Below are 12,934 nucleotides of genomic sequence, written 5' to 3'. Positions count from 1 at the left end.
CTCGGCACACCCCACCCCCGGGGCTCGACCTGCCTAACGAGCGGGCGCGTCGAAGGTCACGCCATGATCGGCCATCTCGGGCGAAAGTGCATCCGGGACGTGCTCAGGGACGGCCGCCGGCGGGCGGTTCAGCTGGGCCCACTCCGGCCGGACCAGCGGCAGGGTGGTCGCCACCAGGTAGATGGCGCCGCACACCAGCAGGGCCGTGCTGATGCCGAACTTCGTGGCGAGCACGCCGCCGAACACGCCGCCGAGGGGGATCAGGCACCAGCAGGCCGCGTTGATCAGGGACATCACCCGGGCCCGCATCGGCTCGGGCACCCGCTCCATCTGCACGGCGCCGAGGATCGGGTTGATCAGCCCGCAGCCCAGGCCGCCCACGAACAGCACGGCGAACACCAGCCACAGGGGCGCGTCCAGGCCGAGCACGGCGAAACGGGGTGCCCCGATCCCGAAGAAGCCGATGGCGAAGGCCATCCGGCGGGGAAGCCGGTGCCCGGCGGCCGCCGCGAACAGGGCGCCCAGCAGGGCCCCGACCGACATCACGGCGGCGGTGGCCCCCATCAGCCCGGCGCCGCCACCCTGGTGCTGGGCCCAGACGGCGATCAGCACGCCGGCCATGGCCGCGTCGATCATGTTGGTGACCGCGACCATGCCGACGATGGCGCGCAGCAGGCCGTCGTCCCAGACGAACCGGGCGCCGGCGCGCAGCCGGGAGAAGTACGGGTCGGCGCTGTCCGCAGCGTCCTCGGCGGCACTGCCGGCACCGCTCGCCTCGCTCGGCCGCAGCGCGACGACGAACACGAGGGCGGCGACGGCGAACGTCGCGGCATCCAGCGCGATGGCGGTTGGTGCGCCGACCAGGGTGACCAGCGCGGCGGCGGCGAGCGGCCCGATCACGGTGGCGGCGCGGCCGATCCCGTCCTCGAGGCCGAGCACGCGCTCGTTGGGCTGGCCGGCGGCCTTCGCCACGGCCGGGGCGAGCACGTACTTGGCGCTGTCGCCCGGCCCACGGACCGCACCGGCTACCGCGACCAACGCGACCAGGGTGCTGAAGTGCAGCATCCCGGCCTGGTGCAGCACCGGGATCAGGCCGACCACGACGACGCTGACCAGGTCGGACGTGATGCTCATCCGGCGTGGCCCGACCCGGTCGGTCACCGGACCGGACAGTGCCTGGGCCAGGACGTACGGCGCCATCTCGGCCATCGCGACGAAGCCGGTGCGGGTGGGGGAGCCGGTGGTGGCCAGCACGAAGAGCGGCAGCGCGATCATCGAGAGCCGGGTGCCGACCAGCGAGATGCCGTACGCGGTCAGCAGCGCGATCATCGGGCGCAGGGAGGCGCGGGCGGGCGCCGTCGTCCGGCTCATCGCGCGTCCCCAGGGACCGGGAAGACGTTGAGCTGGACGTCGACGGGGCGCAGGGCCTCGCCCGGGTCGGTGTCGTCCACCGGCGGCGCGAGCTCGTCAGCGCGCGGGTACTCGTTGACCAGCGCCCACATGCGCTCGGCGAGCTCGTCGGCCTGGTCGGGGGTCAGGCGCAGCCGGATGTCGTTGAACGTGCCGGCGGACTGCCAGTGGCCCGGCAGCGCGACCTTCTCGTCCAGGTGGCTCTGCACCAGGTCCGCGGACATCCGGGTGACGGCCCGCAGGTAGGTCTCCGTGTTCGCGGCCAGCTCGGGGTCGGTGACGTAGGCGCCGACGTCCAGCGTCGTCGACCGGCTGGCCGACTTCCAGTACCGCTCCCGGCCCTGGCCGAGCTCCTCGACCTCGACGATGAAGCCGTACTCGGCGAGCTGGCGCAGGTGGTAGCTGGTCGCGGCGCTGGACTGGCCGAGCTTCTCGGCCAGTCCGGTCGCGGTGGCGGCGCCGTCGCGGCGCAGCATGCCGAGGATGCGCACCCGCAGCGGGTGGGCCAGGCCGCGCAGGGTGCGGGCGTCCAGCCGCAGCTCCTGGGGGTCCTGGGCCGGCTCGGGCTGCTGGCTGCCGTCGGGGGTCTCGTTCATGGTGCCAAAGCTACTTTGCAAAGACTTCTTTGCCAAGACTCCTTTGCAAAGAAGATTGGGGATGCGCGGAGGGTCGCTGGGATCGGTGATGATGGACGACGTGCTCGACCTCGACGACGCCCTGGCCCAGCTGCGGCCCGCCCTGCTCGACCCCGACAAGCTCGTCCGGGCCGTCGCGGCCGGCCGCCGCCGCACCGCGCACCCGTCCGTGACGCGCGCCGAGCTGCGGCCGGTCGACCTGAAGAGCGGCCGCGTCCTGCAGGTCGTCACGCACGACGGGCGCGCCGCGACGACCCGCAACACCCCGTACGGCGCCGCCGCGGCCACCGTGGACGCGCTGCTGGCCGAGCCGTTCGGCAACTGGCACGTCGAGACCGTCGACGAGACCGTGCAGCTGCGGGTCACCAAGAAGGGTGCCGCGCAGGTGCACCGGGCGCCGGCCAGCCGCCGGGTCGTCGAGGTGCGCTCGCACGACCGGGTCCGCCAGCGGCTGGTCTCGCCGGACGACCCGCTGTTCCGGGTGCTCGGCGCGGACGGCGACAAGCGCCGGCAGGTGGACGCGTTCCTGCGCCTGCTCGAGCCCACGCTGGACAAGCTGCCGACCGACCGGCCGGTCCGGGTGGTCGACCTGGGCTGCGGCAACGCCTACCTCACCTTCGCCGCGCACCGGTTCCTGGCCGAACGGCTGGGCGACGTGCAGACCGTCGGCATCGACATCCGCCCGGACGTCGTCGAGCGCAACACCCGGCTGGCCGCCGAGGCCGGTCTCGATGGCCTCACCTTCCGGGTCGGCGCGATCGGGGACGCCGACCCCTTCGGCGGGCAGCCGCCCGTGCTGGTCCTCGCGCTGCATGCCTGCGACACCGCCACCGACGACGCCCTCGCCCGGGCCAAGCGGTGGGAGTCGGCCGTCGTCCTCGCCGCGCCCTGCTGCCACCACGACGTCCAGCGGCAGCTCGCCGCCGGCCCCGGGGCGCCCAATCCGTACGGCGCGGTGGCCCGGCACCCGATCCTGCGCGAGCGCTTCGCCGACGTCCTCACCGACTCGCTGCGCGCCCTGGTGCTGCGGATGGTCGGCTACCGGGTCGACGTGGTCGAGTTCGTCGACTCCCGGCACACCCCGCGCAACGCCATGATCCGCGCCACCCGGACGACGGCCCCGGCCAAGGACTCGGTGCTCGCGGAGTACCGGGCCATGACCTCCGACTGGAACGTGCACCCCGCGCTGGCCCGGCTGCTCGACCCCGAGGTGACGGCCGCGCTGTCCCGGCCGCGCAGGTGAGACTGGCACGTCCGGCGCTGCTGCTCGCGGTGGCGGGAGTGCTGCTTCCGGTGGTGTCGGCAGCGGCCGCCGTCCCCGGCGCCTCTTCTGCAGCCCCGCGCAAGGTCACCACGGTCAGCGACCCGCGGATCACCGAGAACAGCGGTCTCGCAGTCAGTCCCACCCATGCAGACCTGGTCTGGACCGTGAACGACTCCGGCTCGGGCCCAGTGGTCTACGGGGTGTCCACCCGCACCGGCCGCACCCGCGCCGCGCTGCGGATGGCCGATGTGGACGCGCGGGACATGGAGGCGCTCGCGGCCGGCCGGGACGGCGCCGGCCGGTCGTGGTTGTGGATCGGCGACATCGGGGACAACCGGACCGTGCGGGAGAGCGTGGTGCTGCGGCTGTTCCGCGAGCCCGCCCAGGTGCGCTCGCAGGACGTCGCGGTGACGTCGCTGAGGGTGCGCTACCAGCACGGCCCGGCCGACGCCGAGACCCTGGTCTGGCTGCCCGACGGCCGGCTGCTCATCGTGACCAAGGCGTTCCTGTCGTCCCGCGTCTACCAGGTTCCGGCCGTCGCCGTACGTCGCGCGCTGGCCGGTCACGACGTGACGGAACCCGTTGTCGCGCAGCAGGTCGGCACGATCCCGCAGACCCTCGCGACGGACGGCTCGGCGCTACCCGACGGCCGCTTCGTCGTCCGTGGCTACGAGTCCGCGACGATCTGGTCCTGGGTCGACGGCACCCTCGTCGCCGACGCGCCCGTCACGCTGCCCGACCAGCCGCAGGGTGAGGGCATCGGCGTCGAGCGGTCCGGCCGGACGGCGCTCGTGTCCTCCGAGGGGGAACGCGAGCCGCTCTACCGGGTCACCCTGCCCGCCGCGGGTGCCAGCGACCCCACGAGCTCCACCAGCCCCACCAGCCCCACCGCCTCGCCGGGCGCCTCGAACGGCACGGGGGCACCCCGCGACGAACCTATGGGAGCAGGGGCCCCCAGCGACGACTCGGGAACGCAGTGGGGTGCCCCCGCGGCGTTCGTGGGCGGTATCGCGGCCGGCCTGCTCGTGGTGCTGACGCTCGCGGTCAGAGGTGCTCGACGACGTAGTCGACGCACCCGGTGAGGGCCTGGACGTCGTCCGGCTCGATCGCCGGGAACATCGCGATCCGCAGCTGGTTGCGGCCGAGCTTGCGGTACGGCTCGACGTCCACGATCCCGTTGCGGCGCAACGTCGCCGCCACGGCCGCGGCGTCCACGCCGTCCGCGAAGTCGATGGTCGCGACCACGGCGCTGCGGTGCCCGGGGTCGGTGACGAAGGGCGTCGTGTACGACGTCCGCTCGGCCCAGCCGTAGAGCCGGGACGCCGAGTCCGCGCAGCGCGCGGTCGACCAGGCCAGCCCGCCGCGCTCGGCCAGCCACGAGATCTGCGCGTCCATCATCAGCAGCGTGCCGATGGCGGGCGTGTTGTACGTCTGGTCCAGCCGGCTGTTCGTGACGGCCGTCATCAGGTCCAGCCCGGCGGGGATCCAGCGCCCCGACGCCGTGATCTGCTCGGCCCGCTCGACCGCGGCCGGTGACATGAACGCCAGCCAGAGCCCGCCGTCGGAGGCGAAACCCTTCTGCGGCGCGAAGTAGTAGACATCCGTCTGGCTGACGTCGACCGGCAGCCCAGCCGCCGCGGACGTGCCGTCGACGACGACCAGGGGCCCGCCGTCCCCGCTGGGCTCGGTGCCGGGCACCCGCTCCACCGGCACCCAGACGCCCGTCGAGGTCTCGTTGTGCGGCCAGGCGTACACGTCGATCCCGTCCTGCGCGGACGGCTGCGGACGGCGCCCGGCGGGCGACTCGAGCACCACCGGATCGGCCAGGAACGGCGCCGCCCTGGTCGCGGCGGCGAACTTGGCGGAGAACTCGCCGAGCACCAGGTGCTGGGCGCGCTCGCGCACCAGGCAGCTGGTGGCGATGTCCCAGAACAGGGTCGAGCCGCCGTTGCCCAGGACCACCTCGTACCCGTCCGGCAGGTCGAACAGGTCGCCCAGCCCGCGGCGCACCCGCCCGACCAGCTCGCGCACCGGCGCCTGCCGGTGCGACGTGCCGAGCAGGGAGCGCCCGGCGTCCGCGACGGCCTGGGCCTGCTCGGGCCGCACCTTGCTGGGGCCGGAACCGAAGCGCCCGTCCGAGGGCAGCAGGTCCGGCGGGATGGTGAGGGTCACGCGCCGCAGTCTCCCAGAGGCCCGACGTCCACTCGCAACCGCTCAGTGGTGCGCGACGGCGTCGCTCCAGCCGATGACGTCCTGCGGCGTGCGCGGGCCGTGCCCGATGTATCGCGCGCTGGGCCGGATCAGCCGTCCGGTGCGCTTCTGCTCCAGCACGTGCGCGGACCAGCCCGCCGTGCGCGCGCAGGTGAACATCGGGGTGAACATGGACGCCGGGACCTCGGCGAAGTCCAGGATCACGGCGGCCCAGAACTCCACGTTGGTCGCCAGCACGCGGTCCGGACGGCGCGCGTGCAGCTCGTCCAGGGCCGCCTTCTCCAGCGCCGCCGCGACCTCGTAGCGCGGCGCACCGAGCCGCTGCGCGGTGGCCCGCAGCACCCGGGCCCGCGGGTCCTCGGCGCGGTAGACGCGGTGCCCGAAGCCCATCAGCCGCTCGCCGCGGTCCAGCACGCCGCGCACGTACGCGCCGGCGTCGCCGGTCCGTTCCACGCCCTCGATCATGTGCAGCACGCGGGACGGCGCCCCGCCGTGCAGCGGGCCGCTCATCGCCCCCACGGCACCGGACAGGCAGGCCGCCACGTCCGCCCCGGTCGAGGCGATCACCCGCGCCGTGAAGGTCGAGGCGTTCATGCCGTGCTCGGCCGCGGACACCCAGTAGGCGTCGACCGCCTCGACGTGCCGTGGGTCGGGCTCGCCGCGCCAGCGGATCATGAACCGCTCGACGATGGTGTGCGCGCGGTCCACCTCGCGCTGCGGCACCATCGGCAGCTCCTGGCCACGGGCCGACTGCGCGATGAACGACAGCGCCATCACGGACGCGCGCGCGAGGTCCTCGCGGCACTGCTCGGCGTCGATGTCCAGCAGCGGCCGGTAGCCCCAGATCGGCGCCAGCTGGGCCAACGCGCTCTGCACGTCCACCCGGACGTCGCCGGTGTGCACGGGCAGCGGGAACGGCTCGGCGGGCGGCAGGCCGGGGTTGAACTCGTCGTCCACCAGCAGGCCCCACACGTTCCCGAACGACACCTGGCCCACCAGGTCGTTGATGTCGATACCGCGGTAGCGCAGCGCGCCGCCCTCGCGGTCGGGCTCGGCGATCTCGCTCTCGAAGGCGATGACACCCTCGAGACCCGGACGGAACGTCGTGTCGGCGTCGGTCATGACGCTCCTCCCACTCCTCGTCGAGCTCGTCGTCGGGGACATTCTGCACCTACCCGCTGGTAGTCAGACCAGCGCCTACGCTCAGCGGGTGAGCGAACGACGAGTGGTCGACCCCACCGCGCGACTGGACTACGACGGCGAGCTGATCGGCGACGACGTCTCGCCCGGCGGCGCCGGCGCCCCGCTGGCCTGGGTCGAGCGGTGGTACGCCGAGGCGAAGGCCGACCCGCGAGTGGCCGAGCCCAACGCGATGGTCGTCGCCACCGTGGACGCCGACGGCCTGCCGGACGCGCGCACCGTGCTGCTCAAGGGCCTGTCGGCGGGTGGCCTCACCTTCTACACGAACACCCGGTCCGCCAAGGGTCAGCAGCTCGCGGCGCACCCGCACGCGGCGCTCGTCCTGCTGTGGCACCCCATGTTCCGGCAGATCCGGCTGCGCGGTGCGGTCACCCCGACCGGCCCGGACGACGCCGCCGCCTACTTCGCGACCCGCCCGCGCGGCTCGCAGGTGGCCACCCGAGCCTCCCGGCAGTCCCAGCCGATCGGCACCCGCGCCGAGCTGGAGGCCAAGGTCGCGGCGGAGGAGTCCCGGTGGCCCGACACGGGCTCACCGGCCGACGTCCCCGCGCCGTCCACCTGGGGCGGCTACCTGCTCCGCCCGGACGTCGTGGAGCTCTGGGTCGGGCGGCGCTCGCGGCTGCACGACCGGCTGGTGTTCACCCGGACCGGGGACGGCGGCCTGGACGACCCGCGGTCCTGGCGCACGGAGCGCCTGCAGCCCTAGCGTGGTGGACGTCGAAGGAGGCGTCCCATGCCGGCAGCCGCAGCGTCCGCAGTTCTCCCCCAGCTGGACGGGGCTGTGCTGGTCACCGACTCCGGCATCGAGACGGACCTGATCTTCCACCACGGCGCCGACCTGCCGGCCTTCGCGGCGTTCACCCTGCTGCGCGACGACGACGGTCGCGTGCTCCTCGAGAGGTACTTCCGCGAGCACCTGGAAACCGCTGCGGCACACGGGGTCGGCTCCCTCGTCGAGACCCCCACGTGGCGGGCCAGCGCGGGCTGGGCCGCCGCGGTGGGCTGGTCGGTCCCGGACGTCGTCCGGGCCAACCGCGAGGCCTACGAGCTGGTCGACGGCGTGCGTCGGCGGGTGCCCAACCAGGCCGGTCCTTCGCTGGTCAGTGGCTGCCTCGGACCCCGTGGCGACGGGTACGTGGTGTCCGAGCGGATGAGCGCCGAGCAGGCCCGGGTCTACCACCAGCAGCAGGTGGAGTCCTTCGCCGAGACCGGCGTGGACCTCGTCAGCCTGCTCACCCTCGGCTATCCGCAGGAGGCCATCGGCTTCGTGCTGGCCGCGGCCGCCACGGGAGTGCCGGCGGTGCCGTCGTTCACCGTCGAGGTCGACGGCCGGCTCCCGGACGGCACCGCGCTCGGCGACGCGATCACCGCGGTGGACGACGCCACCGACGGCTACGCGGCCTACTTCATGGTCAACTGCGCCCACCCCGAGCACATCGCGCCGGTCCTGGACCCGACCGCGCCGTGGGCGTCGCGCCTGGTCGGCGTGCGGGCGAACGCCTCGACCCGCAGCCACGCCGAGCTGGACGAGGCCACCGAGCTGGACGACGGCGACCCCGTCGCGCTGGCCGCCGGGCTGCTCGGGCTGCGCGACACGATGCCCGCGCTGAGCGTGCTGGGCGGCTGCTGCGGGACCGACGTCCGGCACATCGACGCGCTGGGTTCCGCGCTGGGCGCCGCGCTGCAGGGATAGCCCGCGACGTCCCGGATACCGGGACTACCCGTCGGTATGTTTGCCCGCCGCGCGCCCCGACCCCGTACCGTGGTAGCGGTCACATCCATCGCGGGCGCCAGAGTCGCCGTCCGTCGGCCCGGATCTCGGGCCGCCGGCGACAGGAAGCCTATGAACGTGCACCGCGTCGTCCACGACGTCACGGAACGCATCGCCGCGCGCAGCCAGGACACCCGCGCGCAGTACCTCGACCAGGTCGAGCGAGCCCGGGCCAACCCGTCGCGGCGCTCGAACCTCGGCTGCAGCAACCTCGCGCACGCCGTCGCGGCCTGCGGCAGCAGCGACCGGGCCGCCCTCACCGGCGGCGAGGGCGCGAGCATCGCGATCGTCACCTCCTACAACGACATGCTCTCGGCGCACGCGCCGTACGAGACCTACCCGCAGCTGATCAAGGCCGCCGCGCAGGGGGCGGGGGCCGTGGCACGAGTCGCGGGTGGGGTGCCGGCGATGTGCGACGGCATCACCCAGGGTCGCGAGGGCATGGAGCTCAGCCTGTTCAGCCGCGACGTCATCGCCATGTCGACGGCGATCGCGCTGTCGCACGACGTGTTCGACGCTGCGCTGATGCTCGGCGTCTGCGACAAGATCGTGCCCGGCCTGGTCGCCGGGGCGCTCGCGTTCGGTCACCTGCCGACGGCGTTCGTGCCGGCCGGCCCGATGGCCAGCGGGCTGCCGAACGCCGAGAAGGCGTCGGTCCGTCGGCAGGCCGCGGAGGGCAAGGTCGGGCGCCCGGAGCTGCTGGCCGCCGAGGTCGCCAGCTACCACTCGAAGGGCACCTGCACGTTCTACGGGACGGCGAACTCCAACCAGCTCCTGATGGACGTCATGGGCCTGCACCTGCCCGGCGCCGCGTTCGTGCACCCGGATGACCCGCTGCGGGCTGCGCTCACCGAGGCGGCCACCCGCCGGGTCGCGCAGATCGCGACCAGCGAGGCGCCGTACGGCATCGGGGACGTCGTCGACGAGCGCTGCGTCGTCAACGGGGCGGTCGCGCTGCTGGCGACCGGCGGCTCCACCAACCACACCATGCACCTGGTGTCGATGGCGGCCGCTGCTGGCGTGCAGCTCACCTGGGAGGACCTGGACGACCTGTCCGCGGTCGTCCCGCTCTGCACCCGGCTCTACCCGAGCGGCACGGCGGACGTGAACGACTTCCACCGCGCCGGCGGCACGCCGTTCCTGGTGGGCACCCTGCTGGATGCGGGCCTGCTGCACGGCGACGTGCTCACCGTCGCCGGGCACGACCTGCAGCGCTACCGGCAGGGCCCGGCACTGGCGGACGACGGCACCCTGACCTGGGTCGACGGCCCGGCGGTCAGCGGCGACCTGGACGTGCTGCGTCCGGCGTCCGCGCCGTTCTCCACCGACGGTGGTCTGCGGGTGCTGCGCGGGACCCTCGGCCACGCCGTGATCAAGACCTCCGCGGTCAAGCCCGAGCACCGGGTGGTCGAGGCCCCCGCGCGGGTCTTCACCGACCAGACGGCCGTGCTGGAGGCGTTCTCCCGGCGCGAGCTCGACCGCGACGTCGTGGTCGTCGTCCGCGACCAGGGCCCGTCGGCGAACGGCATGCCCGAGCTGCACCAGCTCACACCATCGCTGACGGTGCTCCAGCGCCGCGGCCACGCGGTGGCGCTGGTCACCGACGGTCGGATGTCGGGCGCCTCCGGTGCGTTGCCGGCGGCGATCCACGTCACGCCCGAGTCCGTGCACGGCGGCCCGATCGCCCGGCTCCGCGACGGCGACGTCGTCCGGATCGACTGCGAGACAGGTACTCTCGACGTGCTGGTCGACCCGGCCGAGTTCGCCTCGCGCGAGCCTGCGGCGCCCTCCCACCAGGAGGAGCGCGGCGTCGGACGCGAGCTGTTCGGCGTGCTGCGCCGAGCGGTCGGACGGGCCGACCAGGGAGCGCACGTCTTCGGAACCCTTGCGCCGCAAGGGTCCGACCTGCAGGAGAGTGCACGGTGAGCACAGTGGACGAGCGGGTGGACGAGCGGGTGAGCGAGCGGGTCGTCGAGCGGGTCGACGGGGTGCTCGGCGTCTCGCCGGTCATCCCGGTCGTGGTGATCGAGGACAGCGCGGACGCCGTCCCGCTGGCCCAGGCGCTGCTGCGCGGCGGGGTGGGCATCATCGAGATCACGCTGCGCACGCCGGCCGCGCTGGCCGCGATCGAGATGGTCGCGGACCAGGTCCCCGAGATGCTCGTCGGCGCGGGGACGGTGATCACGCCGTCCCAGGTGGAGGCCGTGACCGCGGCTGGGGCCGGCTTCATCGTGACCCCCGGCGCACCGGACGGCGTGCTGCGCGCGGCGCTCGGCAGCGGGCTGCCGCTGCTGGCCGGCGCGAGCACCATCACCGAGATGATGCGGCTGGCCGAGCACGGCCTCGGGGCGATGAAGTTCTTCCCCGCCGAGGCGTCCGGCGGCCGCGACTACCTCGCCGCCGTGGCCGGACCGCTGCCGCACCTGCGGTTCTGCCCGACCGGCGGGATCACGCCCGCGACGGCGCCGAGCTACCTGGCCCTGCCGTCGGTCGCGTGCGTCGGGGGGTCCTGGCTGACACCGAGGTCCGCGATCACCGAGGGGGCCTGGCACGAGATCGAGGCCCTGGCCCGGGACACCGCAGCCCTGCGCTGAACCTGCCTGGACCCGGGCTGACCGGGCTGAAGCGGAATCTCGTTGCGGGGCCGGGGGCCGCGACGTACGGTTCTCGCACACGGGAAAGGAGGTGGTCCGCTAGTGAATTCTCAACGGACGCGTGAGGTGGCTACCCGCTAGCCGCTCGTCGACTTGGACGGGCTCTTCGATCCCACCACCGACACCGGCGCCTTCGGGCGTCGAGCGGCTGGCGAGATCCAGGCAGTCACCGTTGGCCCGCAGGAGCCGCGCCTCGTCCAGCGCGGCAGGCCCTCATCAGGAGGGTCAGCCTGCGGGCCGCTGCCTGCCCGGCGGCAGTCCGGCGTCAGTCCGGTCACGTCAGGCCGGTCACGTCAGGCGGTGAGGTCCACCGTCAGCACCGGGTCCGTGGTCGGCTGCTTCGAACCGCCGGCCGGCTCCACGGTCACCCCGAGCTGGGCGTCCGGACCCACCCCGGTGGCCAGCAGCGGCTTCGAGCCCTCGATCAGGCCGACCGAGCGGGCGCCGTCCTTCAGCACCCACAGCTGCAGCACGTGGTCGGCGTCCACCGCGGGCAGGTTCTGCCCGACGAACACCGCTTCCTGCTTGGACGGGGACACGATCACCCGGGCGCCGTCCGCGTCCACCTGGTGGGCGTCCGGGGCGCCGATGACCTGGGACATCTGGGTGGCGAGCTGGCGGGCCTGGCCGGCCTGCTGGTGCTCGCGCACCGCGACCGCGCCGAGCGCGCCGGCGATCACCACGAGGGCGGCCGCGACGGCGACCAGGGCCCGGGACGTCGTCCGCGCCCGGTGCAGCATCGACTGCACGCGGCTGGGGTCCTGCGCGGGGTCGGCCAGCGGCGGGAGCTGTCGGGTGGTGCGCACCTGCGCCATCACCGAGTCGTGCAGCGCCGCCGGCACGGCGACCGCCTCGGCGCTGCCCAGCACGGCGCCCACCGCCCGCAGGCTGCGCACCTCGTCGGCGCAGGCGTCGCACTCGTTCAGGTGCGCCTCGAACTGGCGGCGCTCGATGTCGTCCAGCGAGTCCGTGGCGTAGGCACCGGTCAGGGTGTGCAGGTCGGGGCTCATGCCGTCACCCCCAGGCAGTCGCGCAGCCGGATCAGTCCGTCGCGCAGGCGGGTCTTCACGGTGCCGAGCGGGGCGTCGACCAGCTCGGCGACCTCGCGGTAGGTGTAGCCGCCGTAGTAGGCGAGCTGCACGGACTCCCGTTGCAGGTCGGTGAGGCCACTCAGGCACCGGCGCACGGCTTGCTGCTCCATCCGCACCTCGACCTCCTCGGCCACCTCGTCGTACTCGCGAACGGTCTCGCGCCGTCCGACCTTCTCCTCGCGGGCCCGGGCGGACTGCGCCGAGCGCACCCGGTCCACCGCGCGGGCGTGCGCCATGGTCATGATCCAGGACGTCGCGCTGCCGCGGTCGGGGTCGAACCGGGTGGCGGTCCGCCAGACCTCGACGAGCACCTCCTGGGCGACCTCCTCGGACTGGGCCGGGTCGCGCAGCACGCGCCGGACCAGGCCGAGCACGGGGCCGCTGACCCGGCGGAAGAGGTCCTCGAACGCCTCCTCGTCGCCGCGGGCGACCTGGGAGACGACCTGTTCGAGGGAGGCCGGCCCGTCGTCGGCAGACGAGGCATCGTCCTGCACCGCGCTGAGGCGTCGCTGTCCGGAGCTCATCCGGGTCCCCTTCGTGAGCCGAACCACATGTCTCCCGTTCTTCGGTGCCGCCCGCCACCTGGATTGGTCCCGGCGGCAAAACCATCGCACCATTCGCGCAAGGTGGCCCTATGAGGCGTTCACAGGCACGTCAAGCGCGAATGGTGCGGGGTCGGGCAACGGGTCGGGGCGTGC

12 protein-coding genes are annotated in these 12,934 nt (G+C 73.9%); 6 read left to right on the top strand and 6 right to left on the bottom strand.

The genetic code is table 11. The features are described from left to right. Positions 1 to 33 precede the first annotated feature (33 nt). Together ABEB17_RS17715 and ABEB17_RS17710 are read right to left on the bottom strand one after the other, a co-directional pair. Positions 34 to 1,371 (bottom strand): MFS transporter, encoded by a 1,338-nt coding sequence (locus ABEB17_RS17715; protein WP_345718073.1) that lies wholly within the window; start codon positions 1,369 to 1,371, stop codon positions 34 to 36. Further along, positions 1,368 to 2,006: a helix-turn-helix domain-containing protein gene (locus tag ABEB17_RS17710; protein ID WP_345718072.1), complete on the bottom strand. Its 639-nt coding sequence runs from the start codon at positions 2,004 to 2,006 to the stop codon at positions 1,368 to 1,370. The genes ABEB17_RS17715 and ABEB17_RS17710 overlap by 4 nt, the downstream gene beginning before the upstream one ends. A gap of 61 nt (positions 2,007 to 2,067) precedes the next feature. Between ABEB17_RS17710 and ABEB17_RS17705 the strand changes: the two genes are divergently transcribed. Together ABEB17_RS17705 and ABEB17_RS17700 are read left to right on the top strand one after the other, a co-directional pair. Continuing rightward, positions 2,068 to 3,288 (top strand): class I SAM-dependent methyltransferase, encoded by a 1,221-nt coding sequence (locus tag ABEB17_RS17705; protein WP_378226976.1) that lies wholly within the window; start codon positions 2,068 to 2,070, stop codon positions 3,286 to 3,288. After that, positions 3,285 to 4,391 (top strand): hypothetical protein, encoded by a 1,107-nt coding sequence (locus ABEB17_RS17700; protein ID WP_345718071.1) that lies wholly within the window; start codon positions 3,285 to 3,287, stop codon positions 4,389 to 4,391. The genes ABEB17_RS17705 and ABEB17_RS17700 overlap by 4 nt, the downstream gene beginning before the upstream one ends. On the opposite strand, the gene serC is transcribed toward ABEB17_RS17700, so the two are convergent. Beyond that, on the bottom strand, positions 4,354 to 5,481 hold the full coding sequence (gene serC, locus ABEB17_RS17695; RefSeq protein WP_345718070.1) for a phosphoserine transaminase: 1,128 nt from the start codon (positions 5,479 to 5,481) through the stop codon (positions 4,354 to 4,356). The genes ABEB17_RS17700 and serC overlap by 38 nt on opposite strands. A gap of 42 nt (positions 5,482 to 5,523) precedes the next feature. Next, positions 5,524 to 6,642 carry a citrate synthase 2 gene (locus ABEB17_RS17690; RefSeq protein ID WP_345718069.1) on the bottom strand — a complete coding sequence of 373 codons (1,119 nt, stop codon included), beginning with the start codon at positions 6,640 to 6,642 and terminating at the stop codon, positions 5,524 to 5,526. A gap of 88 nt (positions 6,643 to 6,730) precedes the next feature. Here ABEB17_RS17690 and pdxH point away from each other — a divergent pair, with 88 nt between their 5' ends. The 4 genes from pdxH (at position 6,731) to eda (ending at position 11,085) form a co-directional block, all read left to right on the top strand. Beyond that, positions 6,731 to 7,426 carry a pyridoxamine 5'-phosphate oxidase gene (gene pdxH / locus ABEB17_RS17685; protein ID WP_345718068.1) on the top strand — a complete coding sequence of 232 codons (696 nt, stop codon included), beginning with the start codon at positions 6,731 to 6,733 and terminating at the stop codon, positions 7,424 to 7,426. 27 nt (positions 7,427 to 7,453) lie between these two features. Next, positions 7,454 to 8,413, top strand: a complete 960-nt coding sequence (locus tag ABEB17_RS17680; protein WP_345718067.1) for a homocysteine S-methyltransferase family protein — start codon at positions 7,454 to 7,456, stop codon at positions 8,411 to 8,413. A 150-nt stretch (positions 8,414 to 8,563) separates the two neighbouring features. Next, positions 8,564 to 10,417, top strand: a complete 1,854-nt coding sequence (gene edd / locus ABEB17_RS17675) for a phosphogluconate dehydratase (protein WP_345718066.1) — start codon at positions 8,564 to 8,566, stop codon at positions 10,415 to 10,417. A gap of 5 nt (positions 10,418 to 10,422) precedes the next feature. Next, positions 10,423 to 11,085: a bifunctional 4-hydroxy-2-oxoglutarate aldolase/2-dehydro-3-deoxy-phosphogluconate aldolase gene (gene eda / locus ABEB17_RS17670; RefSeq protein ID WP_345718495.1), complete on the top strand. Its 663-nt coding sequence runs from the start codon at positions 10,423 to 10,425 to the stop codon at positions 11,083 to 11,085. Between the two features lie 353 nt (positions 11,086 to 11,438). Here the strand turns inward: eda and ABEB17_RS17665 are convergent, their stop codons facing one another. Beyond that, complete coding sequence (locus ABEB17_RS17665; protein ID WP_345718065.1) at positions 11,439 to 12,155, bottom strand: anti-sigma factor; 717 nt, start codon at positions 12,153 to 12,155, stop codon at positions 11,439 to 11,441. Continuing rightward, positions 12,152 to 12,760 carry an ECF RNA polymerase sigma factor SigK gene (sigK, locus tag ABEB17_RS17660; RefSeq protein ID WP_345718064.1) on the bottom strand — a complete coding sequence of 203 codons (609 nt, stop codon included), beginning with the start codon at positions 12,758 to 12,760 and terminating at the stop codon, positions 12,152 to 12,154. Before sigK ends, ABEB17_RS17665 begins: the two co-directional genes overlap by 4 nt. Between the last annotated feature and the right edge of the window lie 174 nt (positions 12,761 to 12,934).

Source organism: Angustibacter luteus, from assembly GCF_039541115.1.
Classification (GTDB): domain Bacteria; phylum Actinomycetota; class Actinomycetes; order Actinomycetales; family Angustibacteraceae; genus Angustibacter; species Angustibacter luteus.
Note: the sequence above shows the minus strand (reverse complement) of the source record. Positions and strands in the feature narration are given on the sequence as shown.

Bases quoted from the DNA above. Each gene is read 5' to 3' on its own strand.
- sigK (WP_345718064.1), bottom strand. From the start codon at position 12,760: ATGAGCTCCGGACAGCGACGCCTCAGCGCGGTGCAGGACGATGCCTCG.
- ABEB17_RS17680 (WP_345718067.1), top strand. From the start codon at position 7,454: ATGCCGGCAGCCGCAGCGTCCGCAGTTCTCCCCCAGCTGGACGGGGCT.
- edd (WP_345718066.1), top strand. From the start codon at position 8,564: ATGAACGTGCACCGCGTCGTCCACGACGTCACGGAACGCATCGCCGCG.
- ABEB17_RS17715 (WP_345718073.1), bottom strand. From the start codon at position 1,371: ATGAGCCGGACGACGGCGCCCGCCCGCGCCTCCCTGCGCCCGATGATC.
- ABEB17_RS17710 (WP_345718072.1), bottom strand. From the start codon at position 2,006: ATGAACGAGACCCCCGACGGCAGCCAGCAGCCCGAGCCGGCCCAGGAC.
- ABEB17_RS17665 (WP_345718065.1), bottom strand. From the start codon at position 12,155: ATGAGCCCCGACCTGCACACCCTGACCGGTGCCTACGCCACGGACTCG.
- ABEB17_RS17705 (WP_378226976.1), top strand. From the start codon at position 2,068: ATGCGCGGAGGGTCGCTGGGATCGGTGATGATGGACGACGTGCTCGAC.
- ABEB17_RS17690 (WP_345718069.1), bottom strand. From the start codon at position 6,642: ATGACCGACGCCGACACGACGTTCCGTCCGGGTCTCGAGGGTGTCATC.